Raw genomic sequence first — 23,298 nt, 5'->3', positions numbered from 1 at the left:
CGTTCACTGCGACGAGTGAAGATCGCCAACCTTCGACTGCGCCTTCGATTCGAAGGTAAAGTGCCCCGGGTGGGATTCGAACCCACGCTGGATGGTGTTTGAGACCACTGCCTCTACCGCTGGGCTACCGGGGCATCCTTCAGAACGAAGGTTAGCGGTGACCCGCCGTGCCTCAAACATACAGGAGCTAGGTAGGCTCAAGGCAAGCAGTAACCTGCCCCGCACCTAGGAGCCCCCGTGACTTCCCCCGAGTCGCCCCAGCCCGTAGCCGATGACGACGACAAGTCGCACGTGCCTCCGCTGACGACCCGTGTCGTCATCGCCGAGGACGAGGCTCTCATCCGGCTCGACCTCAAGGAGATGCTCGAGGAAGAGGGTTACACCGTCGTCGGTGAGGCCGGTGACGGGGAGAAAGCCGTCGAGCTGGCCCGCGAGCACCAGCCGGACCTGGTGATCCTTGACGTGAAGATGCCCGTCATGGACGGCATCTCGGCGGCCGAGAAGATCGCCGAGGAGTCCATCGCCCCGGTGCTCATGCTGACCGCGTTCTCGCAGCGTGACCTGGTCGAGCGGGCCAGGGACGCCGGCGCGATGGCGTACCTGGTGAAGCCGTTCAGCAAGACCGACGTCGTGCCCGCGATCGAGATGGCTGTCTCGCGCTTCGCTGAGCTGAAGACGCTGGAGAGTGAGGTCGCGGACCTCACCTTGCGTCTTGAGACGCGGAAGCTGGTGGACCGTGCGAAGTCGATTCTTCAGACGGAGTACGGCCTGACGGAGCCCGCCGCGTTCCGCTGGATCCAGAAGACGTCGATGGACCGGCGGCTTTCGATGCAGCAGGTCGCGGAGGCCGTCATCGAGGACGCCGACGAGAAGAAGGCGGCCAAGGGGCAGTAGCCCCCGGTCCCCAGGACGCGTACGAGAAAGGCCCGCACCCCGAAGCCGGGGTGCGGGCCCTTTCCGTATGCCGGGACGGAGTCCTAGTCCTCGCCGAGGTACGCCTTGCGCACGGATTCGTCGTGCAGCAGGTGGTTGCCGGTTCCGGAGAGGACGATCTTGCCGACCTCCATGACGTGACCGTGGTCGGCGAGTGAGAGTGCCGCTTGGGCGTTCTGCTCGACGAGGAGAATGGTCGTGCCCTGGGATTTGAGTTCGGCGATGGTCGCCATGATCTTCTGCATCATGATCGGTGACAGGCCCATGGAGGGTTCGTCGAGCATGAGCAGTTTGGGCTGGGACATGAGGGCGCGGCCCATGGCGAGCATTTGTTGTTCGCCGCCGGAGAGTGTGCCCGCTGCTTGCTTTCTGCGTTCTCCGAGGATGGGGAAGAGCTCGTAGGCGCGCGCGATGTCCTTTTCGATGGCGGCTTTGTCGCTGCGCAGATATGCGCCGAGCCGCAGATTGTTCTCGATCGTCATGCGGGGGAAGATGTGCCGGCCCTCGGGAGAGTGGGCGAGGCCGAGCGAGACGATCTGGTCGGCGCGGTATTTCCGCAGTGCTTTCCCGTTGAATTTGATGGAGCCGCCGACCGGCTTGAGCAGTCCGGACAGCGTGCGCAGCGTGGTGGTCTTGCCTGCGCCGTTGGTGCCGATCAGCGTGACGACCTCGCCGGCTTCGACCTTGAAGGAGATGCCTTTGACGGCTTCGATCTTGCCGTAGGCGACCTTGAGGTCCTCGACTTCGAGCAGTGCGGTCATCGGTTGTTCTCCTCGTTGCCCGTGGCGTCGGCTTCTGTGCTGCCGGGGGCTCCTTCGAAGGGTTCGCCCAGGTAGGCGGCGATGACGCGGTCGTCCTGTTGGACGGTTTCGCTGCTGCCCTCGACGAGTTTTTCGCCTTGGACGAGTACGGCTACGCGGTCGCACAGGTTGAAGATGAAGCGCATGTCGTGCTCGATGACGAGGACGGCGATGCCCATGTCCCGGATGGCGAGGACGAGTTCTTCGGTGGCGCGGGTTTCTTGGGGGTTCATGCCGGCGGTGGGCTCGTCCAGGAGGAGGAGGCCGGGTTCGCTTGCCAGCGCGCGGGCGATTTCCAGCTTGCGCTGTTCGCCGTAGGGGAGGTTGCGGGAGAGGTGTTCGGCCTTGTCGGCGAGGCCGACGAACTCGAGGAGTTCCAGGGCGCGTTCCCTGGACTTGGCCTCGGCCTTGTGGAAGCCGGGGCCGCGCAGGAGGGCTGACCAGAGGCCTTCTTTGGTGCGTGTGTGGCGGCCGACGAGGACGTTTTCCAGGACGGTCATGTTGGCGAAGAGTCGGATGTTCTGGAAGGTGCGGGCCACGCCGGCCGCGGTGACCTTGAAGGATTTGCTGGGCAGGACCGTGCCTTTGTACCGGACTTCGCCCTCGGTGGGGATGTAGAGGCCGGTGAGGCAGTTGAAGAAGGTGGTCTTGCCGGCGCCGTTGGGTCCGATGAGGCCGACGATCTCGCCGCTGTTGACGGTGAGGTCGACGGAGCGTACGGCGGTGAGGCCGCCGAATCGCATCGTGACGCCGCGGGCGTCCAGGACGGTCTGCCCGGCCGGTGTCGCGGCGGGGCTGTCCTTGCTGGTGGTGGTGTCGGTGGTCATGGCTCAGGCCCCTGTCTTGCTGAGGACTGTGGGTGGCGGCGTGTCGCCGGGGGCCAGTTCGGCTTCGTGGAATTCGAGCTGGCGGCGGCGGTTGGGGATGAGGCCTTCGGGGCGGAAGCGCATGAGGAGTACGAGCGCGAGGCCGAAGGCGAAGAGCTGGTAGTCGCCCAGGAACGAGAGTTTGCTGGGGATGAGGTAGAGCAGTGCGGCGCCGACGAGGGGTCCGCTGATGGTGCCCATGCCGCCGAGGACGACGGCGGCGAGCAGGAACGCCGAGTTGGGCGGGACGGTGTTGGCGAACTGGTACTGCTCGGGGGTGACGGTGTAGGTGACGTGTGCCTGCACCGTGCCCGCGAGTCCGGCGAGCGTGGCGCCGAGTGCGAAGGCGATGAGCTTGACGCGGAAGCCGTTGATGCCCATGGCGAGTGCGGCGGTCTCGTCTTCGCGGATGGCGACCCAGGCTCGCCCGATGCGGGAGTCGCCGCTGCGCCGGAAGACGAGGACGACGACGAGGGTGATGAGCAGCATCAGGAAGAAGTAGTTCGCGAAGCGGCCGATGGTGAAGCCGCCGATGGTGTGCTCGATGCCGAGGTCGAAGCCCAGGATCTTGAGGTTCGGGATGGAGGAGATGCCGTTCGAGCCGTTGGTGATGTCGGGGCCGGAGGTGCCGTCGGAGTTCATGGCGACGAGCCGGAAGATCTCACCGAAGCCGAGGGTGACGATGGCGAGGTAGTCGCCGCGCAGTCGCAGTGTTGGGGCGCCGATGAGCACGCCGAAGATGAGTGATGCGCCGGCGCCGACCAGGATGGCGCCCCAGAACGGCAGATGGACGTCGAAGGGCGAGGACGGTGATCCGGAGACCATGGACGCCGCGTAGGCGCCGACGCCGAGGAAGGCGACGTATCCGAGGTCGAGGAGTCCGGCGAGGCCGACGACGATGTTCAGGCCGAGTGCGACGGTGGCGAAGATGAGGATGTAGACGCCGATGGTGGCGTACTGGTCGTCGCTCTGGGTGAACGGGAAGGCGGCTGCGGCGGCGAAGGCACCTGCGAGCGTGATGTTGCGGTGTCGCGCGGTGTAGGTGGAGACCTGGGCGACGAGCCCCGCCTTGGACAGCGCGGCGAAGCCGAACGCCACGGTGACCAGGAAGCCGATGAAGAGTTCGTCGTACTCGGTGCCGATGCCGTAGGTGAAGACCAGGAGGCCCACGGCGAGTGCGGCGATGATGACGAGGATCTCGACGTAGCTGGGCAGTTTGCGCGGTGTGGGTGGGGCTTCCGCGGCGAAGGCGCCTTTGAAGACGGTTATCGCGTTGCGTATGCGGTGTTTGAACTGTTCGCTGCCGGTGTCCTCGGTGTCGATCGCGTAGGTGTGCGGCCGTACGAAGGGCAGGGCGAGGGCGCCGATGAAGGCGCCGAGGGTGGCGATGGCGGCGACCCAGCCGCCGGGGTCGAGGTTGGCGAGGCCGCCGAGTTGGTAGCTGATCGAGATGATCGTGTACCAGGTGGTGGCGAAGGCCGCGAGAGCGGCGTATTTCAGCGCGGCGTCGGCGCTGCCGGGTGCCAGCGCCCGGACGCCCTTGACGCCGTAGGAGGCGAGGCCGAAGACCGTCGTCAGGAGCCCGGCGATCAGGACGAGGACCTGGAGGCCGCCGGGGTAGCCGTAGACGGTGAGGTCGCCGGGGAATTTCGCGGTCCAGGTCCACGCCATGAAGGTGGAGATGACGGTGAGGATGCCGCCGCCGGTGGCCAGTGCGCGGGCGGGGCCCACGGGGATGGCGATGAGGCCGGTGGGGGTGTGGTCCTGCTTGGGGCTGGGCGCGTCGGCCGCAGTGGTGTGTGTGGTCATGGTTCTCACGCCCTGTCCGCGACGCGCTCGCCAAGGAGGCCTTGTGGCCTGACGAGGAGTACGACGATGAGGAGTACGAAGGCCCAGACGTCGGCCCAGGACTGCCCGCCGAGTTGGCTCATGCCGGGGATGTCGTTCATGTAGGCGGTGGCCATGGCTTCGGCGATGCCGAGGACGAGGCCGCCGATCATCGCGCCGTAGATGTTGCCGATGCCTCCGAGTACGGCGGCGGTGAAGGCTTTGAGGCCCCAGAGGAAGCCCATGCGGAACTGGACTTCTCCGTAGCGGAATCCGTAGGCGACGGCGGCGATGCCGGCGAAGGCGGCGCCGATCGCGAAGGCGACGACGATGACGCGGTCGGTGTTGACGCCCATGAGTTTGGCGGTGTCGGGGTCCTGTGCGGTGGCTTGCATGCCGCGGCCGACGCGGGTCTTCATCACGAAGTAGCCGAGGGCGAACATGCAGATCGGGGCGGTGATCAGCAGGAAGATGTCGCCGGGCTGGATGGTGATGGAGCCCAGGTGGATGGAGTCGCCGGGCATCTCGGGGAAGGTGCGGGACGACTTCGCGTTGGGGTACCAGGCCCAGACGGCCTGCTGCAGTGCGAGCGAGAGGCCGATGGCGGTGATGAGGGGTGCGAGGCGGGGTGCGCCGCGCAGGGGGCGGTAGGCGAAGCGTTCGGCTCCGACCGCTATGAGGGTGGAGACGATGACGGCGCCTATGAGCATGAGCGGCAGGGCGAGCCACATGCTGGTGCCGCCTGGGAGCCACAGCCAGACGGTGAGGGCGCCGAAGCCGCCGACCATGAAGATCTCGCCGTGGGCGAAGTTGATGAGCTGGACGATGCCGTAGACCATTGTGTAGCCGATGGCGATCAGGCCGTACATGGATCCCAGTAGCAGGCCGTTGACCAGCTGTTGCGGCAGTTCGTGCACCGCAGGTCCTCCGAGTCTTTCGGTGTCGTTCGGCCTGCGGGCGGTGGCGGTGGGCCTCGCAGGACGGACGGCTTAGGTGACGGATGCGACGCCGCGCGGGGCGCTGTCTGAGGCAGCGCCCCGCGCGGTGGTGTCGTGCTGCGGGGTGGGTCAGCCGGTGAAGGTGCCGGACTTGACCGGCTTCCAGCCCTTGGTCGGGTCCTCGGTGGACTTCACCTGGTACACGGTGAGTTGCTTGTTGGTGGCGTCGCCGTACTCGTCGAAGGAGACCTTGCCGGTCACGCCGTCGAAGGAGACGTCCTGCATGGCTTCGACGATCTTGGCGCGGGCGTCGTCGGGCAGCTTGCCGTCGTTGTCCTCGACGACCTTCTTGACCGCTTCGATGATCGCCCAGGCCGAGTCGTAGGAGTAGCCGCCGTAGGCCTCGTAGGCCTCCTTGAAGCCGGCCTTCTTGTAGTTGGCGATGAACTCCTTGGCGGAGGGCAGTTCCTCGACGGGCTGGCCGACGGAGGTGGCGTAGTCGCCCTTGCCTTCCTTGCCGGCGAGCTTGACGAAGTCGGCGCTGTAGATGCCGTCGCCGCCGACGAGCGGGATCTTGGCCCCGGCCTTCTTCATCTGCTTGCTGAGGGGGCCTGCGGCGGGGTATTCGCCGCCGTAGTAGACGACGTCCGCGTCAGAGTTCTTGATCTTGGTGGCGACGGCGCCGAAGTCCTTGGTGTCCGGGTTGACGTGCTCGGTGCCGGCGACCTTGCCGCCGAGCTTCTTGAACTCGTCGGTGAAGGTGGCGGCCAGGCCGGCGCCGTAGGTCTTCTTGTCGTCGACGACGAAGACCTTCTTTTTCTTCGCCTCGTTGTACAGGTACTGCGCGGCGAACGGGCCCTGGATGGCGTCCGTGGTGGCCGTACGGAAGTAGGCCTTGTAGGGGCGCACCTTCTTGCCGCCGTTCCAGTCCTGGCCCTGGGTCATGGCCGGGTTGGTGTTGGCGGGGGAGACCTGGACGAGCTTCGCGTCGTCGAAGACCTTCTGCATGGACTCGCCGACGGAGGAGTTCAGGGGGCCGACGGCGCCGAGGATGTCCTTGTTGGCGACGAACTTGGTCGCGTTGGTCTGGCCCGACGCGGGCTGTCCCTGGTCGTCGGCGGATTCGATCTTGAAGGTGATGCCGTCGACGTACTTCTTCTCGTTGGCCTGCTTGGCGGCGAGATCCACGGAGTTGCGGATGCCGAGGCCCAGCGCGGACAAGTCGCCGGTCAGTGGCGCGTCGACGCCGATGACCACGGTGGTACCGCCGCCCGCGGAGTCTTCCTTGTCCTTGTCGTCGCGTGAGCCACAGGCGGTGAGGGTGAGTGCCCCCGCGGTGAGTGCAGCGGTGATGGCTATGAGCGAACGTTGACGCACGATCAGTCCTTTCCCCTGGCACGGCCGTCCCCTGTTGGGTGGCCGAGTCGAGCGCGGAACCGAACTGACAGGAATCCGGTGGGCGCGGTGACTGGCCGTGACTCTAAGGGCCGCTTTGTTCTTGGTGGAGTGGTCAGGCCAAAGGTGTGACGCTCTTGTTATGCCACGGAGTATTCCGGGCTGGAACTCAGGGTGTGGTTGGGGCGGAATAAGCCACCTTCGGCGCATCCCGCATGCTGAGAACTTGCAGGACTGTCAGGGTGTTTTACTCATGACATCAGTGTTCGGGGGGCATGCGACTGTCAGGGCCCCGGAAAGATCTTTTGCGTACCTCTCACCGAGGATGAAGCTCTGCAACTGCATTGCACGGACATTACGCAGTGTTACGGCCAGGAAAGGGAGTCCGGCATTCCGTTGCACCTTTCCGCATTCGCGAATGTGCATCGTGATGCGTGCCGTACGAGGGGTTCCTGTTTTCACGTTGAATGGGGTATGGGGGGCGACGGTGACCGACAGGCCTTCCGACGTCTGGGCGATCCGTCTGACGGAAACCGGCGGCCCCGAGTTCTGGCTGAGGGCGACGGTGAAGCTGAACGTGCGGTCGCCGGCCCGTGGGTGCGTCATGTCGCCCCGGTAGGTCACGGACACGGTCTGCGACGGATAGAGCGGGGGTGACGGCGCCGGGGGCCGCGGTCGGGTCAGGTAGAGGGTGAGCCCGGCCGCTCCGACGGTCACGGCCGCGGCGAGCGCCAGGGCGGTGCGGCGGTGCCGGGCGAGCAGGGGGCGGGGCCGGACGGGGTGTGCGGTGACCTGGTCCGTGGCGGCGGCGCGGCCGGCCCGGGTCTCGCCGTCGGCCCGGGTCTCGTAGGTGTCGTCGCCGGGCTCGATGGGGCCGATGGCGTTCACACCCACGGCCCGCCGCTCGGCTCCCCGTGGCGGTAGCGCTCCTCGCACCGCTCGCGGGCCTCACGGGCGATCAACTTGCGCCCCGCGTCGGGTCCGTGGCGCTTACGCTCGGCGCGGGCCAGGTCGAGGGTTTCCCTGAGGATCATGTACTGCCCGTTGGAGAGGCCCATCGACTGGTAGTCGCCGTAGGTCTCCTTGCCCGAGTCGTGGATCTGCCGCCCCCACTTGGTGATCAGGGCCGTGCAGAGGTCCTCGGGGGATGTGGTGGCGGGGGAGGGCTCGGGGCTCTTGCTGCGGGCGGCGTCGGCGGAAGGTGAACTCCCGCATCCGGCGGCCAGGGAGGCGGCGACGAGGGTGGCGAAGGCGAGCGCACAGAGCGGTTTCCGGTGCCTCATGCACAGACGCTAGACCGGTGCCCCACGCTCCGACAATGCGTAGGGCGCTCGCCTTCAGCCGCCGTGAACCGCCTGCGGCGGCCTTCAACCGCCTTACGCGGCCGAGCCGTTGGGCTCCACGTCACGCAGCAGGCAGGTCAGGCGCGCGGTGCACACCCGCTTGTCCTGCTCGTCGGTGATCACGATCTCGTACGTCGCCGTCGATCGGCCCCGGTGCACGGGCGTCGCCACGCCGGTGACCAGGCCCGAACGCGCGCCGCGGTGGTGCGTGCAGTTCAGGTCGACGCCGACGGCGAGCTTTTTGCTGCCGCCGTGCAGCATCGAGCCGACCGAGCCGAGGGTCTCGGCGAGGACGGCGGACGCGCCGCCGTGCAGCAGGCCGTACGGCTGGGTGTTGCCCTCGACCGGCATGGTGCCCACGACGCGATCGGCGGAGGCCTCGACGATCTCGACGCCCATCCGGGTGCCCAGGTCGCCCGCGGAGAAGAGGGCGGGCAGGTCGACGCCGAGCGCGGCGTACTCGTCGATGACCTCTTGCGGGAACTTCACGCTGTGCTGCTCGCCCATGGGGCCGGGCTCCGTTCGTCGTACCTCACCTGTGGCTGAGCGAACGCTCAGTCGGTCCCTGATTGTTCCAGGCGCACGACGACGGACTTGCTGGCGGGGGTGTTGCTGGTGTCGGCGGTCGCGTCCAGCGGGACCAGGACGTTCGTCTCCGGGTAGTACGCCGCCGCGCAGCCCCGGGCCGTCGGATAGTGCACGATCCTGAAGCCCGGCGCGCGCCGCTCGACGCCGTCCTTCCACTCGCTCACGAGGTCGGCGTACGACCCGTCGGCGAGGCTCAGCTCACGGGCGTCCTCGGGGTTGACCAGGACGACACGGCGGCCGTTCTTGATGCCCCTGTAGCGGTCGTCGAGGCCGTAGATCGTGGTGTTGTACTGGTCGTGCGAGCGCAGCGTCTGCAGCAGGAGGCGGCCCTTGGGCAGAGCGGGGAACTCGACGGGCGCCGCGGTGAAGTTGGCCTTGCCGGTGGCCGTGGGGAAGCGGCGCTCATCGCGCGGGGCGTGCGGCAGGGCGAAGCCCGCGGGGTCGGCCACGCGCGCGTTGAAGTCCTCGAAGCCGGGGATCACGCGCGCGATGCGGTCGCGCACCGTGGCGTAGTCCTTCTCGAACTCCTCCCAGGGCGTGGCCGATTCGGGGCCAAGGACGCGGCGGGCGAGGCGGCACACGATGGCCGGCTCGGAGAGCAGATGCGGACTCGCGGGCTCCAGACGCCCGCGCGAGGCGTGCACCATGCCCATGGAGTCCTCGACGGTCACGAACTGCTCGCCGCCACCCTGGACGTCCCGCTCGGTGCGGCCGAGCGTCGGCAGGATCAGCGCACGCGCGCCCGTGACGGCATGCGAGCGGTTCAGCTTCGTCGACACGTGGACGGTCAGGCGGGCCTTGCGCATCGCCGCCTCCGTCACCTCAGTGTCGGGCGACGCCGCCACGAAGTTGCCGCCCATCGCGAAGAACACCTTCGCCTCGCCGTCCCGCAGCGCCTTGATCGCGCGGACGACGTCCAAACCGTGCTCGCGCGGCGGCGCGAAGCCGAACTCCTTCTCCAGGGCGTCGAGGAACGCCGGGGCGGGCCGCTCGAAGATGCCCATCGTGCGGTCGCCCTGCACGTTCGAGTGGCCGCGCACCGGGCAGACGCCCGCGCCCGGACGGCCGATGTTGCCGCGCAGCAGAAGGAAGTTGACGACCTCGCGGATCGTCGGCACGGAGTGCTTGTGCTGGGTCAGGCCCATCGCCCAGCACACGACGGTGCGCTGGGAGGCGAGGACCATGGCGAGGGCTTCCTCGATGGCCTCGCGGGTGAGGCCGGTCGCGGCGAGTGTCTCGTCCCAGTCGGCGCCGCGCGCCGCCTCGGTGAACTCCTCGTACCCATGGGTGTGTTCGCGGACGAAGTCCTCGTCGACCGCTCCCTCGGTGTCGAGGATGAGCTTGTTCAGGAGGCGGAACAGGGCCTGGTCGCCGCCGAGGCGGATCTGCAGGAAGAGGTCGGTGAGGGCGGTGCCCTTGAGCATGCCCTGCGGGGTCTGCGGGTTCTTGAAGCGCTCCAGGCCGGCCTCGGGCAGCGGATTGACCGTGATGATCCTCGCGCCGTTGTTCTTCGCCTTCTCCAGGGCGGAGAGCATGCGCGGATGGTTCGTGCCCGGGTTCTGCCCGGCGACGATGATCAGATCCGACCTGTAGAGGTCTTCGAGCAGGACGCTGCCCTTGCCGATGCCGATGGTCTCCGTGAGGGCGGAGCCGGACGACTCATGGCACATGTTCGAACAGTCGGGCAGGTTGTTCGTGCCCAGCTCGCGGGCGAACAGCTGGTACAGGAACGCCGCTTCGTTGCTCGTGCGGCCCGAGGTGTAGTAGACGGACTCGTCCGGGCTGTCAAGAGCGGCGACCTCCTCGCCGATGATGTCGAAGGCCCGCTCCCAGGAAACGGCCTCGTAGCGCTCGGCGCCCTCGGCCAGATACATCGGGTGGGTGAGGCGGCCCTGCTGGCCCAGCCAGTACCCACTGCGGCCGGCGAGGTCGGCCACGGGGTGCTCGGCGAAGAAGTCGGGGGTGACGCGGCGCAGCGTGGCCTCCTCGGCGACCGCCTTCGCGCCGTTCTCGCAGAACTCCGCCGCGTGCCGGTGCTCCGGCTCGGGCCAGGCGCAGCCGGGGCAGTCGAAGCCGTCCTTCTGATTGACCCGCAGGAGCGTCAGCGCCGTGCGGCGCACACCCATCTGCTGCTGGGCCATGCGCAGCGAGTGACCGATGGCGGGAAGGCCCGCCGCGGCGTGCTGCGCCTGCGCGACCTGCGGCGCGTCCTGGACCGGATCACCCTTGGGCGACTTCCTTGCCATGGTCGGCTCCCCTTCGAGCACGTGCGTGAGCTACGTCTTCGATCCTCCCACGCGCCGCTGACAGCGCGGTCGCGGGTGAGGGTTGGGTCTGACTGTCAGTGGGGCGTGGCAGGATCGGGGACGTGGCAGAAAAAGCAGCGAAGAAGAAGTCCGAGACCGCGACGAAGCCGAGTGGCGAGCAGCGTCCGCGCCTGCTCCTCATGGACGGGCACTCCCTGGCCTACCGGGCGTTCTTCGCGCTGCCCGCGGAGAATTTCACGACCGCGACGGGCCAGCCGACCAACGCGATCTACGGCTTCGCGTCGATGCTGGCGAACACCCTGCGCGACGAGGCGCCCACGCACTTCGCGGTGGCCTTCGACGTCTCGCGCAAGACGTGGCGCTCCACGGAGTTCCCCGAGTACAAGGCGAACCGCTCCAAGACCCCGGACGAGTTCAAGGGCCAGGTCGAGCTGATCGGCGAGATGCTCGACGCGATGCACGCGGTGCGGTTCGCGGTGGACGGCTTCGAGGCGGACGACGTCATCGCCACGCTCGCCACCCAGGCCGAGGCCGCGGGCTTCGAGGTCCTGATCGTCACCGGCGACCGCGACTCCTTCCAGCTGATCAGCGACCACGTGACCGTGCTGTACCCGACCAAGGGCGTATCGGAGCTGACGCGCTTCACCCCGGAGAAGGTCGAGGAGAAGTACGGCCTCACGCCCAGCCAGTATCCGGACTTCGCGGCCCTGCGCGGCGACCCGTCCGACAACCTCCCCGGCATCCCCGGCGTGGGTGAGAAGACCGCCGCGAAGTGGATCAACCAGTTCGGTTCCTTCGCGGACCTCGTCGAGCGCGCCGAAGAGGTCAAGGGCAAGGCCGGACAGAACTTCCGCGACCACCTGGACGCGGTGAAGCTGAACCGCCGCCTCACCGAGATGGTGCGCGACGTAGAGCTTCCCAAGCAGGTCGGCGACCTGGAGCGGGCTCCGTACGACCGCACGGCCCTCGCCCTGGTCCTGGACACCCTGGAGATCCGCAACCCCTCGCTGCGCGAGCGGCTCCTCGCCGTCGACCCCGGCGCCGAGGAGGCCGACCAGACCCCGGCCGAGCCGGGCGTGGAGCTGGACGGCTCGGTGCTCGGCGCGGGCGAGCTCGCGCCGTGGCTCGCCGAGCACGGCAACGCGGTCCTCGGCATGGCCACGGTCGACACCTGGCAGCTCGGCACGGGCTCGGTGACCGAGGTCGCCCTCGCCGCGGCCGGGGGAGCGGCGGCCTGGTTCGACCCGTCCCGCCTGGACGAGGCCGACGAGAACGCCTTCGCGGCCTGGGCCGCAGACCCGAAGAAGCCCAAGGTCCTGCACAACGCCAAGGCCACGATGCGGGTCTTCCCCGAGCACGGCTGGACGGTGGACGGCGTCGCCATGGACACGGCGCTCGCCGCGTACCTGGTCAAGCCGGGACGCCGCTCCTTCGCCCTGGACGCCCTGTCCCTGGAGTACCTGGGCCGGGAGCTCGCGCCCGCATCGGCGGCCGACGGACAGCTCGCCTTCGGTACGGAAGAGGACGACCAGGCCGAGGCCGACGCACTGATGTCGCAGGCCCGCACGATCCTCGACCTGGGCACGGCCTTCGGCGAGAAGCTCCCCGAGGTCGGCGCGGGCAATCTCCTCACCGACATCGAGCTGCCGACGTCCATCCTCCTGGCCCGCCTGGAGCGGCACGGCATCGCGGCGGACCGCGCCCATCTGGAGGCGATGGAGCAGCAGTTCGCGGGCGCGGTGCAGCAGGCGGTGAAGGAGGCGCACGCGGCGGCGGGCCACGAGTTCAACCTCGGCTCGCCCAAGCAGCTCCAGGAAGTCCTCTTCGGCGAGCTGAACCTCCCCAAGACGAAGAAGACCAAGACCGGTTACACCACGGACGCCGACGCCCTGGCCTGGCTCGCGGCCCAGACCGAGAACGAACTGCCGGTCATCATGCTCCGCCACCGCGAGCAGGCGAAGCTCCGCGTCACGGTCGAGGGCCTGATCAAGTCGATCGCCGCGGACACCCGCATCCACACGACCTTCAACCAGACGGTCGCGGCGACGGGCCGCCTGTCCTCCACCGAGCCGAACCTCCAGAACATCCCCGTCCGCACGGACGAGGGCCGGGCGATCCGCCGCGGCTTCGTGGTCGGCGAGGGCTTCGAGTCCCTGATGACCGCGGACTACAGCCAGATCGAACTGCGCGTGATGGCCCACCTCTCCGAGGACGAGGGCCTCCTGGAGGCGTTCAGCTCGGGCGAGGACCTGCACACCACGGTCGCCTCGCAGGTCTTCTCCGTCGAGGGCTCCGCCGTCGACGCTGAGATGCGCCGCAAGATCAAGGCCATGTCGTACGGCCTGGCGTACGGCCTCTCCGCGTTCGGCCTCTCCCAGCAGCTGAACATCGAGGCGGGCGAGGCCCGCGCGCTGATGGACACGTACTTCGAGCGGTTCGGCGGCGTCCGGGACTATCTGCGCCGAGCCGTCGACGAGGCCCGCGCGACGGGCTACACCGAGACGATGCTGGGCCGCCGCCGGTATCTCCCCGACCTCAACAGCGACAACCGCCAGCGCCGCGAGATGGCCGAGCGGATGGCCCTGAACGCGCCGATCCAGGGCACGGCAGCTGACATCGTCAAGATCGCCATGCTGAACGTGCACCGCGCCCTGACGGAGGCGAAGCTCGACTCCCGCATGCTGCTCCAGGTCCACGACGAAATCGTCCTGGAGATCGCTCCGGGCGAGCGCGCCGAGGTGGAGAAGCTCGTCCGCCGCGAAATGGCGGGCGCGGTGTCGCTGAGGGCTCCGCTGGACGTGTCGGTGGGCGTGGGGGCGGACTGGGAGTCCGCCGCGCACTGACGGCTGCGCCGGGCTTGAGCGGGGTGTCCTGGCGCACCGCGAACAGCCGCCTTCGCCGAGCTCGTCCCCCATCGCCGGACAGGCCGGAAATTCCAGCCTGTCCGGCGATTCAGGACATCCTGTACAGAATCCCGGCCTCACCCTTGTGGCCCCCGCCCCCGAGCCCCGCAAAGGCGCCCCGGCCACGATGACCGCATGGCCCTTCACCTGCGAAACTGCCGGGCGGTCATAGCCACGGCCCTAGCCGCAGCCCTCGTCCCGCCGATACCCGCGAGCGCCGCTCGAGCCAGCGCAGCGCAACGCGCGGCCTCCTGCACGGCCCGCAGCGAACCCACCCTCGCCGCCCACCTCGCCCGCGACATCCGCGCCGCCCTGGTCGCCCGGCGGGGCACGGTGTCCGTGGCCCTCCACGACCCCGCCACCGGCCTCAGCTGCGCCCTCGGCAGCAGCTACCGTTACGACACCGCGAGCGTCGCCAAGGTCATGATCATGGAGGCGGCCCTCCGCCGCGCCCAGGACTGGGGCCGGGGGCTCACCGCCTGGGAGCGCCGCAAGGCCAGGGTCCGCCGACCCCTGCTGAGCCCGGCCTCACGCGCGTACGGCCTGAAGCAGCTGAACGAGATGCGGCGCCACCAGCGCTGGGCCGGAGCCAGGACCAGGACCCGGAGCGTGGCCTACCGCATCGTGGTTCTCTCGCACGACAACCCCACGACGGAGTACGGAGTCCGTACCATCGAACGCGTCGCCCGGGCCGTGCGCCGCGCTCTCGACAAGGGCCGTGCGGCAGGGCGGGAGCTCACCCCGGAGAACGAGGTCCTTTCCGACGTCCCACCCGAACAGGACGCGGCCAACCGGTGAAAATCGGGCGCGAACGGGTGTCTGGGCGCCGGAAGTTGTCGTAGTGTCGCCTGAGTCGGCCCGCTGGGGAGCACCACGGGGAGCACGGGAGAGCGGGCGGCGACACACACAGTCGTCAAGGGGAGGGGTTCACGGTCATGGCGGCGGTATTCGGCAGGCGGTTGCGCAGGGGAGCGGTGACCACCGCGGTGGCCGCGGCGGCGGTGGCCGCGCTCGCGGCGTCCCAGGCCCCGGGCGTGACGGACGTCCCCCGCGACGAGCGGGCGGGAGCATCCGGCGCCACGCCGCCGGCGGAGGATTCCGCGACCGGCAACTCGCCTTACTACACCGAGCTTCCGCGCCTGAAGTCCCCGGTGCCGCCGACCGGTTCACCCGACGGCACCGGCGACGGCGAAACCGATTCGGAGATCCCGGCCACCGTCCTCGACGCGTACAAGAAGGCCGAGGCGTCCCTGGCCACGACCAAGCCGGGCTGCAACCTCCCCTGGGAGCTGCTCGCCGCGATAGGCAAGGTCGAGTCCGGGCAGGCGCGTGGCGGCCGCGTGGACGCGAACGGCACGACGGTCGGAGAGATCCTCGGCCCGCCTCTCAACGGCAACGGCTTCGCGAAGATCACCGACACCGACAACGGCGCGTACGACGGCGACGAGACGCACGACCGCGCGGTCGGCCCCATGCAGTTCATCCCCTCGACGTGGGCGACGTGGGGGCAGGACGGCAACGCGGACGGCAAGTCGGACCCGAACAACATCTACGACGCCGCGCTCGCCGCCGGAAGCTACCTCTGCGCGAACGACCGCGATCTGTCGATCGAGGCCGATCTGCACAAGGCGATCCTCAGCTACAACCGCTCGACGCACTACCTGAACACCGTCCTGACGTGGCTGGAGCACTACCGCGACGGCATCCGCGAGATCCCCGACGGCTCGGGCGACCTGCCGGGCGACCGCAGCGACGGCAACGGCCCCGGCACGAGCCCGGTGCCCACGCCCCCGGCATCCGGTTCGCCCTCGCCGAAGCCGCCCAAGTCCGGCGACGACAAGCCCGGTGGCGACAAGCCCTCCGAGCCCGGCAACGGCGGCGGCAGCGGCGGCCCGACCACTCCGCCGTCCAACGGCGGCGGCTCCGGGACCCCGAAGCCCCCCTCGCCCACCGACCGGGTCGCGAGCCTGGAGGACGCCGGCACCGGCAAGCTCGCCGCGACGGCGGGCGACGCCTTCGCCGAACGCGTCGAGGTGCGCACGGAGTCCAGGTCGGGCTCCGCGGTGGCCAAGGCCAAGGTGAAGTTCGTGATCGTCGGCGACACCGACGCGCGCTTCCCCGGCGGCGCCACCAGCGCGAGCGTCACCACGAGCGCCTCGGGCAAGGCCACCGCCCCGGTGGTCAAGGCGGGCGAGAAGACCGGTGAGTTCAAGGTCCGGGCCACGGTCGTCGGCCGCTCGCTGCCCGGCCTCGACTACACGGCGACGGTCGGCGCGCGCCAGGCCGACGCCCTGACCAGGACCAGCGACAAGGCGCTGACCTGTGAGCCGGGCAAGGAGTTCGCCGACCAGGTCGAGGTCAAGGCCACGTACAAGGGGGAGGCCGCCGACCGCGTCGCGGCCACCGCCACCATGGTCAAGTCGGCGTCGGACGCCACGGCCAACGACAAGGGCCCGTACTTCAAGGACGCGGACGGCAAGCCGGTCCGCACCCTCAAGGCCCTGAAGACGGACGCGAACGGCGTGCTCAAGCTCCCCAAGATGTACGCCGACGACGCCGCGGGCACGTATCTCCTGCGCGTCACCACCGCCGGCGGCGCGACCCTCACGGTCGAACTGAAGGTGGCGGCTCCCGCGGCCTAGCCTCGGACCCCCGTGCGCACTCTGCCACAACGCCCCTGCGCCCGCCCGGCGCAGGGGCGTTCGTCTGTGTGCAACGTGTTCTCATCTGGCCGTCGCGTTGCTACGGTGCCCCAGCCCTGACGCCCTGTCAGTTCACGGCCGGCGTCCTCGATGCCGTCAGTTTTCCCGCCTCGGGAGGATCCGCATGCGCGCTCTCATCGCCGCCGCGACCGGTCTTGCCGTCGCCTTCGCCCTGGTCCTGACCATCACCGCGATGGGGGCCCCGCCCGGCGAGACCTCGCCGGAGCCGCTGCTCACCACCGTCCCCAAGCACCCCTGACTCGTAGGGAGGGCCGCCGCGATGCGCCGCAAGGCCAGCCTGATCCTGCTCGCCTTCGCCGTGTTCTGCACGGCGATGTCCCCGCTCATGCGCTGGTACGCCTTCCCGCGCCTGGCCAAGATTCCGCCGAGCCAGTACCAGGAGGCGGTCCTGGAGGCGAAGAACCCGACGCTCATCGACTACGGCTCGATGCGGGCCAAGAAGGTCGACAAGGTCACCATCGTGCAGACCCTCAAGGGCAACGTGGAGGCCTCGGAGAAGATCGAGAAGAGCGCGGACCGCGACGTCGTCGTCTGGGACGCCCTCTCCTACGTCCAGGACGCGGACGGCAAGATGGTCTCCAAGGTCCCCGAGCGCTACATCTTCGACGCGCACAGCCAGGAACCGGTGCACGCCACCGGCGAGATGGTCGACGGCGACGCGGTCAAGCGCGAGGGTATCGAGTTCAAGTGGCCCTTCCTGACCGAGAAGCGGGACTACGAGTACTTCGACGCGCAGGCCCGTGTCACCAAGCCCATCCACTACAAGGGCACGCAGACCTTCCGTGGCGTCGATGTCTACTACTTCGAGCAGACCATCCCCTGGACCAAGGTGCCCTTCCCCAAGACCATGCCGGTCAAGGGCATCACTCCCGAGTCCCTCGCCAAGACCGGGACCACGCGCTGGTACACCACGGTCCGCAAGTTCTGGGTCGACCCCACCACGGGGGCGCCCGTCTACGGCGAGGAGATCCAGAAGAACGAGCTGCGCGGCGGCACACTCCTCGGCGACCGCGACAAGGTCACGGTCTTCGAGGGGCACGTGAAGATGCGCGAGGACTACATCAAGAACACCGTCGACCTGGTGAAGTCCCAGCGCGTCCTGGTCCTCCTCCTGACGTCCTATCTCCCCTGGGGCTTCCTGGGCCTCGGCCTGCTCCTGCTCGCCCTCTCCCTCTGGCTCGAGGCCCGCAGCCGCAGGCCCGGCGAACCGCAGGCCACGGCCGCGCCCGAGCCGGAACCGGTCAACGCCTGAGCCGGGCGTTGGTGAACCGCGTCGCCCGGGCATCAGCCGGATCCTCCGGCCACGGATGCTTCGGATACCGCCCGCGCAGCTCGGCCCGCACGGCCCGGTAACCGTCCCGCCAGAAGGAGGCGAGATCGGCGGTGACGGCGGCGGGGCGGCCCGCGGGGGACAGCAGGTGCACGAGGACGGGCACGCCGCCGTCCGCGATCCGAGGGGTCTCGGCGAGCCCGAACATCTCCTGCAACTTCACCGCCAGGACGGGCTGTTCGGGGTCGGAGTAGTCGATCCGGATCCGGGACCCACTGGGCACGGCCACCCGCTCCGGAGCCAGCGCGTCGAGGCGGGTAGCCTCGCCCGTCGCCCATGGCAGGAGCCGGCCCAGGGCCTGCCCCGCGTCGATGCGCCGCAGGTCGGCCCGGCGCCGCGCCTTCGACAGCTCGGGCTCCAACCACTCGTCCACGCGCGCGTGCAGGGCGCTTTCGGAGACGTCGGGCCAGGGCGCTCCGCGATGCCGGTGCAAGAACGCGAGGCGCTCCCGCAGCTCCCGCGCACCCTGGGACCAGTGCAGGAGCGAGGTCCCTTCTTCCTCGAGCCCCGCCAGCAGCCCTTCCCGTACGAGTCCGGGGGCGGGCTTCTTGAGGGGCCGCACCGTCAGCTCCACGGCGCCAAGACGCTCGACGTGCCGCGCGACGAGATCCCCGTCGGCCCAGGCGACCTCGTCCCCCTCGCGGTAGAGAGGCGCGGCGGCGCTCCGGGCGACATCCTCGTCGATGTGCCCGCCGAGCAGCACGCGCGCGTGCCCGGCGCCCACCGGCCGGTCGGCCACGGCCACGGCGATCCACTCCGCGCCGGTCAGCGCGGACCCGGGCCGCACCTCGGCGCGGGTCCCGTTCACCATGAGGTACGTGCCGTCGCCCCGCCCCTGGGCAACGCGCTCGGGGAAGGCGAGAGCGGCAACGAGCCCGGCGACGTGCTCGTCGCTCCAGCGCCCCTGAGGCTCCCGACCCGCCCGCCCGTCTGCTTCGGGGTGCCGGGTGGGTGGGTGGGAAAGGTCTTGAGCCGAAGCTGCCGGAGGCGGCGTACCGGCACCGGCTCCCGGCGGCGACGCCCCCGCTGCGGTCAGCCGCCGCACCTCCGTGCGCCATCGCGCCGCGTACCCGTCCCCGCCCCGCCGGGCAGCGCGCCAGGCCGCCGCGAGATCGTCCCCGTACTCACGCGGTGGCTCCTCGCTCAGGAGGGCCACCACCTCGGCCGCGCGGCGCGCACCCACGAGGGGGGCCGCGTCCAGCAGGGCCCGCGCCAGACGGGGGTGAAGCCCGACCCGCGCCATCCGCGTGCCCCGCTCCGTGACCCGCCCCGACTCCGGGGACACCGCCCCGACCGCCGTCAAGACGGCCCGCGCCGCCGCCATCGCGCCACCCGGGGGCGGATCGAGCAAGGCGAGAGACGAGGCGTCAGGATCACCCCAGCACGCCGTCTGCAAGGCGAACGCGGCGAGGTCCGCCAGCTTGATCTCCGGCGCCGGAAAGCGCGGCAGACGGGCGTCCTCCGCCTCCGCCCAGCACCGGTACACGGCCCCCGGCGCCTCACGCCCCGCACGACCGGCCCGCTGCCGGCCCGCCGCCTGCGAAGCCCGTACCGTCGTCAGCGCGCTCAGCCCGCGCGCGTGGTCGACGCGCGGCTCACGCGCGAGCCCGGAGTCGACGACGACCCGCACCCCGGGCACCGTCAGGGAGGACTCGGCCACCGACGTCGCGAGGACCACCCGCCGGTCGCCTCCCGCCGAGCCCGCGAGCACCGCGTCCTGCACCGCAGCGGACGCCCGCCCGTGCACCTGCAGAAGCTCCGCGGGTGCGTCACCCAACTGTCCGGCCACGCGCGCGATCTCGCCGACCCCGGGCAGGAAGCACAGGACGTCCCCCTCCCGCTCGGCGAGCGCCCGCCGCACCACCGACGCCACATGCGTGAGCAGCGCCGGATCCACCCGCACCCCGTGCGGCGGCCGCACCGGACGCGCGGGCGGCGCCCAGACGACCTCGACCGGATGCGAGGTGCCCCGCGCCTCCACCACGGGGGCGTCCCCGAGGATCCGCGCCCACCCCTGCGCGTCCGTCGTCGCCGACGCGGCAACGAGCCGCAGCTCGGGCCGCAGCGCCGCCCGCACATCGACCAGGAACGCCGCCACCGTGTCGGCGTCGAGATGCCGCTCGTGGCACTCATCGATGATCACCACGTCGACGCCGGTCAACTCCTGGTCCCGCTGCAGCCGCTGCAGCAGGACACCGGTCGTGACGACCTCCACGCGCGCGTGGCGGCCCACGACGCGCTCACCGCGCACCGTGTACCCGACGCTCTCCCCGACCTTCTCGCCGAGCAGCCAAGCCATCCGCCGCGCGGCGGCCCGAGCGGCGATGCGCCGGGGCTCGGCGACCACCACACGACGTGCGGGCCCATCCCCGTAGAGCCCGGCGAGGACCAGCGGCACCAGCGTCGTCTTGCCCGTACCGGGAGGCGCGCACAGCACGGCGCTGCCCGGCCCCTCCAGAGCGGAACGCAACGCGGGCAGCGCACTGCGGACGGGCAGGTCCAGGGCTTCGTTACGGAGACGGCTCACGCACTCAGTCTCGTACGCAGACGTAGATCGCCGTCCCCGGGATCAGATTCCCGCGCAACGGGGACCAGCCGCCCCACTCCTGGGTGTTCCACGCCGGCCACTCCGGCTCCACCACGTCGACCAGCCGGAGACCGGCGGCCACGATGTCCCGCACCCGGTCGCCGAGCGTGCGGTGGTGCTCCACGTAGACGGCGTTCCCGTTCTCGTCCTGCTCCACATAAGGAGTGCGGTCGAAGTAGGAGGCCGACACGGAGAGCCCCTCAGGACCCGGCTCGTCCGGGAACGCCCAGCGGATGGGGTGCGTCGCGGAGAAGACGAGCCGGCCCCCGGGGCGCAGGACGCGCCGCGCCTCCTTGAGGACCATGACAGGGTCGGCGACGAAAGGCAGCACTCCGTAGGCGGAGCAGACGAGGTCGAAGGCGCCGTCCTTGAAGGGCAGCACCCCGGCATCGGCCTGGACCAGCGGAACGCTCCCGCCGATCCGCAGCGCGTGCTGCAGCTGCCGGTGGGAGAGATCGAGGGCGACCGGACGCGCGCCCTGGGAGACGAGCCAGCGCGAGCACTGCGCCGCACCCGCGCCGATCTCCAGGACGTCCTTGCCCTTCAGCTCCTCGGGCGGACCCAGCAGTTCGGCCTCCACCTCGTCGAGCCCCTCGGGACCCCACACGAACCGGTCGTCACCCAGGAAGGTGCCGTGTTCGATCTGGTAGTCGTCCGCGTTCCTGTCCCACCAGCCGCGATTGGCGCGACTGCTCTCCGTGACATCGGCGTCACGGCGGGTTGCTTCCGGGTCGGGCGTCTCGGGCAGCTCGGACTCTTGGATGATCGGCTCCATCGTCGTACTCTTCCGTCTGGCTTCGTCGAGGCTCGTCGCGGTGAGGCGGCGGTCGCGAGACGCCTTTGAAGCGTCGCGACAGGGCGCTGTGCGGCCCGTGTGGCCTCACGCGACAGCATTTGTGCCGGGTATGCGGCGTTCCGCCCCGGGTGTGCGTCTTCGCGCATTGACCCTGTCCGGCTGCCCCCGTATGCTACAAGTTGCGCTGCGAGCCTGCCGTCCTCAGACCTAGCGGGATGCGCTCGCGTCTGTTGCATGTCCCCTCGGTTGTCGAGGCGCCTTCACTGTTTCTCCGGAAACAGGAATCGGCGCTTCCCAGGCTGTCCGGCTTCTTCAGAGCGAAATCGGTTCCGGCGCTAGCAGTACCTACGACTCACTGTCCGTACCGGAGCCCTTACCCACATGACGAGCAGCACCGAGACCACCGCCACCACCCCGCAGGTAGCGGTCAACGACATCGGTAACGAGGAAGCCTTCCTCGCCGCGATCGACGAGACGATCAAGTACTTCAACGACGGCGACATCGTCGACGGCGTCATCGTGAAGGTCGACCGGGACGAGGTCCTGCTCGACATCGGTTACAAGACCGAAGGCGTCATCCCGAGCCGCGAGCTCTCCATCAAGCACGACGTCGACCCGAACGAGGTCGTCGCTGTTGGTGACGAGATCGAGGCCCTGGTTCTCCAGAAGGAGGACAAGGAAGGCCGTCTGATCCTGTCCAAGAAGCGCGCTCAGTACGAGCGTGCCTGGGGCACGATCGAGAAGATCAAGGAAGAAGACGGCATCGTCACCGGTACCGTCATCGAGGTCGTCAAGGGTGGTCTCATCCTCGACATCGGCCTCCGTGGCTTCCTGCCGGCCTCCCTCGTCGAGATGCGCCGCGTCCGCGACCTCCAGCCCTACGTGGGCAAGGAGCTCGAGGCCAAGATCATCGAGCTGGACAAGAACCGCAACAACGTGGTCCTGTCCCGCCGTGCCTGGCTCGAGCAGACCCAGAGCGAGGTCCGTCAGACCTTCCTCACGACCCTGCAGAAGGGTCAGGTCCGCTCCGGCGTCGTTTCCTCGATCGTCAACTTCGGTGCGTTCGTGGACCTCGGCGGCGTCGACGGTCTCGTGCACGTCTCCGAGCTTTCCTGGAAGCACATCGACCACCCCTCCGAGGTCGTCGAGGTCGGCCAGGAAGTCACCGTCGAGGTTCTCGACGTGGACATGGACCGCGAGCGCGTGTCCCTGTCGCTCAAGGCGACGCAGGAAGACCCGTGGCAGCAGTTCGCCCGCACGCACCAGATCGGGCAGGTTGTTCCCGGTAAGGTCACCAAGCTCGTTCCGTTCGGTGCGTTCGTGCGCGTCGACGAGGGCATCGAGGGCCTGGTCCACATCTCCGAGCTGGCCGAGCGCCACGTGGAGATCCCGGAGCAGGTCGTCCAGGTCAACGACGAGATCTTCGTCAAGGTCATCGACATCGACCTCGAGCGTCGCCGGATCTCGCTGAGCCTCAAGCAGGCCAACGAGTCCTTCGGTGCCGACCCGTCGGCCGTCGAGTTCGACCCGACCCTGTACGGCATGGCCGCGTCCTACGACGACCAGGGCAACTACATCTACCCCGAGGGCTTCGACCCCGAGACGAACGACTGGCTCGAGGGCTTCGAGACCCAGCGCGAGGCTTGGGAGGGCCAGTACGCCGAGGCGCAGCAGCGCTTCGAGCAGCACCAGGCCCAGGTCATCAAGTCCCGCGAGGCGGACGCCCAGGCCGAGGCCGAGGGCGCTGCGGCTCCCGCGTCCTCGACCGGTGCCCCGGCTGCCGGTGGCAGCGGTGGCGGCGGCGGTTCGTACTCCTCGGAGTCGGACGACAACTCCGGCGCCCTGGCGTCGGACGAGGCGCTTGCCGCCCTTCGCGAGAAGCTCGCGGGTGGCCAGAGCTGAGGCTCGCCCCTAGGCGGTAGCTGAACGCTGCGGGCCCGCATCCCTTCGGGGGTGCGGGCCCGTTGTTCTGTTTCGGGTGCGGGTCCGGTGGGGGCTGGGC

At 69.4% G+C, this 23,298-nt stretch carries 18 protein-coding genes and 1 tRNA gene; 7 read left to right on the top strand and 12 right to left on the bottom strand.

What is annotated here, in order from left to right:
- Positions 1-61: 61 nt before the first annotated feature.
- Positions 62-134, bottom strand: a tRNA-Leu gene (locus ACZ5WE_RS01290).
- A 103-nt stretch (positions 135-237) separates the two neighbouring features.
- On the opposite strand from ACZ5WE_RS01290, the gene ACZ5WE_RS01285 reads away from it, so the two are divergent.
- Entirely contained in the window at positions 238-894 is a 657-nt protein-coding gene (locus tag ACZ5WE_RS01285; RefSeq protein WP_367040817.1) for an ANTAR domain-containing response regulator, read from the top strand.
- A gap of 83 nt (positions 895-977) precedes the next feature.
- On the opposite strand, the gene ACZ5WE_RS01280 is transcribed toward ACZ5WE_RS01285, so the two are convergent.
- The 9 genes from ACZ5WE_RS01280 to ACZ5WE_RS01240 all read right to left on the bottom strand — a co-directional run bounded on the left by ACZ5WE_RS01280 (position 978) and on the right by ACZ5WE_RS01240 (position 10,936).
- Entirely contained in the window at positions 978-1,694 is a 717-nt protein-coding gene (locus tag ACZ5WE_RS01280; protein WP_399386024.1) for an ABC transporter ATP-binding protein, read from the bottom strand.
- The gene (locus tag ACZ5WE_RS01275; protein ID WP_467689984.1) at positions 1,691-2,560 is read right to left on the bottom strand and encodes an ABC transporter ATP-binding protein; all 870 of its coding nucleotides are present in this window, start codon (positions 2,558-2,560) and stop codon (positions 1,691-1,693) included. The genes ACZ5WE_RS01280 and ACZ5WE_RS01275 overlap by 4 nt, the downstream gene beginning before the upstream one ends.
- Positions 2,561-2,563: 3 nt before the next feature.
- Positions 2,564-4,408 (bottom strand): branched-chain amino acid ABC transporter permease, encoded by a 1,845-nt coding sequence (locus tag ACZ5WE_RS01270; RefSeq protein ID WP_467689986.1) that lies wholly within the window; start codon positions 4,406-4,408, stop codon positions 2,564-2,566.
- Between the two features lie 5 nt (positions 4,409-4,413).
- Positions 4,414-5,343: a branched-chain amino acid ABC transporter permease gene (locus ACZ5WE_RS01265; RefSeq protein ID WP_367040809.1), complete on the bottom strand. Its 930-nt coding sequence runs from the start codon at positions 5,341-5,343 to the stop codon at positions 4,414-4,416.
- Positions 5,344-5,493: 150 nt separating this feature from the next.
- Positions 5,494-6,741, bottom strand: coding sequence for a branched-chain amino acid ABC transporter substrate-binding protein (locus ACZ5WE_RS01260; RefSeq protein WP_467689988.1), 1,248 nt, complete (start codon positions 6,739-6,741; stop codon positions 5,494-5,496).
- A gap of 255 nt (positions 6,742-6,996) precedes the next feature.
- Positions 6,997-7,653: a Tat pathway signal sequence domain protein gene (locus tag ACZ5WE_RS01255; RefSeq protein ID WP_467689990.1), complete on the bottom strand. Its 657-nt coding sequence runs from the start codon at positions 7,651-7,653 to the stop codon at positions 6,997-6,999.
- Entirely contained in the window at positions 7,644-8,042 is a 399-nt protein-coding gene (locus ACZ5WE_RS01250; protein WP_467689992.1) for a hypothetical protein, read from the bottom strand. The genes ACZ5WE_RS01255 and ACZ5WE_RS01250 overlap by 10 nt, the downstream gene beginning before the upstream one ends.
- 93 nt (positions 8,043-8,135) lie before the next feature.
- Positions 8,136-8,609, bottom strand: a complete 474-nt coding sequence (locus ACZ5WE_RS01245) for a PaaI family thioesterase (RefSeq protein ID WP_467689994.1) — start codon at positions 8,607-8,609, stop codon at positions 8,136-8,138.
- 47 nt (positions 8,610-8,656) lie between these two features.
- A complete protein-coding gene (locus ACZ5WE_RS01240; RefSeq protein WP_467689996.1) occupies positions 8,657-10,936 on the bottom strand; it encodes an FdhF/YdeP family oxidoreductase in 2,280 nt (759 codons plus the stop codon).
- Positions 10,937-11,058: 122 nt separating this feature from the next.
- Between ACZ5WE_RS01240 and polA the strand changes: the two genes are divergently transcribed.
- The 5 genes from polA (at position 11,059) to pgfA (ending at position 17,835) form a co-directional block, all read left to right on the top strand.
- On the top strand, positions 11,059-13,800 hold the full coding sequence (gene polA / locus ACZ5WE_RS01235; RefSeq protein WP_467689998.1) for a DNA polymerase I: 2,742 nt from the start codon (positions 11,059-11,061) through the stop codon (positions 13,798-13,800).
- Between the two features lie 195 nt (positions 13,801-13,995).
- Positions 13,996-14,658, top strand: coding sequence for a hypothetical protein (locus ACZ5WE_RS01230; RefSeq protein ID WP_467689999.1), 663 nt, complete (start codon positions 13,996-13,998; stop codon positions 14,656-14,658).
- Positions 14,659-14,795: 137 nt separating this feature from the next.
- Positions 14,796-16,502, top strand: coding sequence for a lytic transglycosylase domain-containing protein (locus ACZ5WE_RS01225; RefSeq protein ID WP_467690001.1), 1,707 nt, complete (start codon positions 14,796-14,798; stop codon positions 16,500-16,502).
- 184 nt (positions 16,503-16,686) lie between these two features.
- Positions 16,687-16,821 (top strand): SPW_0924 family protein, encoded by a 135-nt coding sequence (locus tag ACZ5WE_RS01220; protein WP_361045215.1) that lies wholly within the window; start codon positions 16,687-16,689, stop codon positions 16,819-16,821.
- Positions 16,822-16,842: 21 nt separating this feature from the next.
- Positions 16,843-17,835, top strand: coding sequence for a cell envelope lipid trafficking protein PgfA (pgfA, locus tag ACZ5WE_RS01215; RefSeq protein WP_467690003.1), 993 nt, complete (start codon positions 16,843-16,845; stop codon positions 17,833-17,835).
- Here pgfA and hrpB read toward each other — a convergent pair.
- Positions 17,825-20,440: an ATP-dependent helicase HrpB gene (gene hrpB, locus ACZ5WE_RS01210; RefSeq protein ID WP_467690005.1), complete on the bottom strand. Its 2,616-nt coding sequence runs from the start codon at positions 20,438-20,440 to the stop codon at positions 17,825-17,827. The genes pgfA and hrpB overlap by 11 nt on opposite strands.
- A gap of 4 nt (positions 20,441-20,444) precedes the next feature.
- Positions 20,445-21,275 (bottom strand): class I SAM-dependent methyltransferase, encoded by an 831-nt coding sequence (locus ACZ5WE_RS01205; RefSeq protein WP_467690007.1) that lies wholly within the window; start codon positions 21,273-21,275, stop codon positions 20,445-20,447.
- Between the two features lie 402 nt (positions 21,276-21,677).
- On the opposite strand from ACZ5WE_RS01205, the gene rpsA reads away from it, so the two are divergent.
- The gene (rpsA, locus tag ACZ5WE_RS01200; RefSeq protein ID WP_190083195.1) at positions 21,678-23,198 is read left to right on the top strand and encodes a 30S ribosomal protein S1; all 1,521 of its coding nucleotides are present in this window, start codon (positions 21,678-21,680) and stop codon (positions 23,196-23,198) included.
- The last annotated feature ends 100 nt before the right edge of the window (positions 23,199-23,298 follow it).

The sequence above is a fragment of the Streptomyces sp. NPDC033180 genome (assembly GCF_055577645.1).
This window is presented reverse-complemented; position numbering and strand designations above follow the sequence as displayed.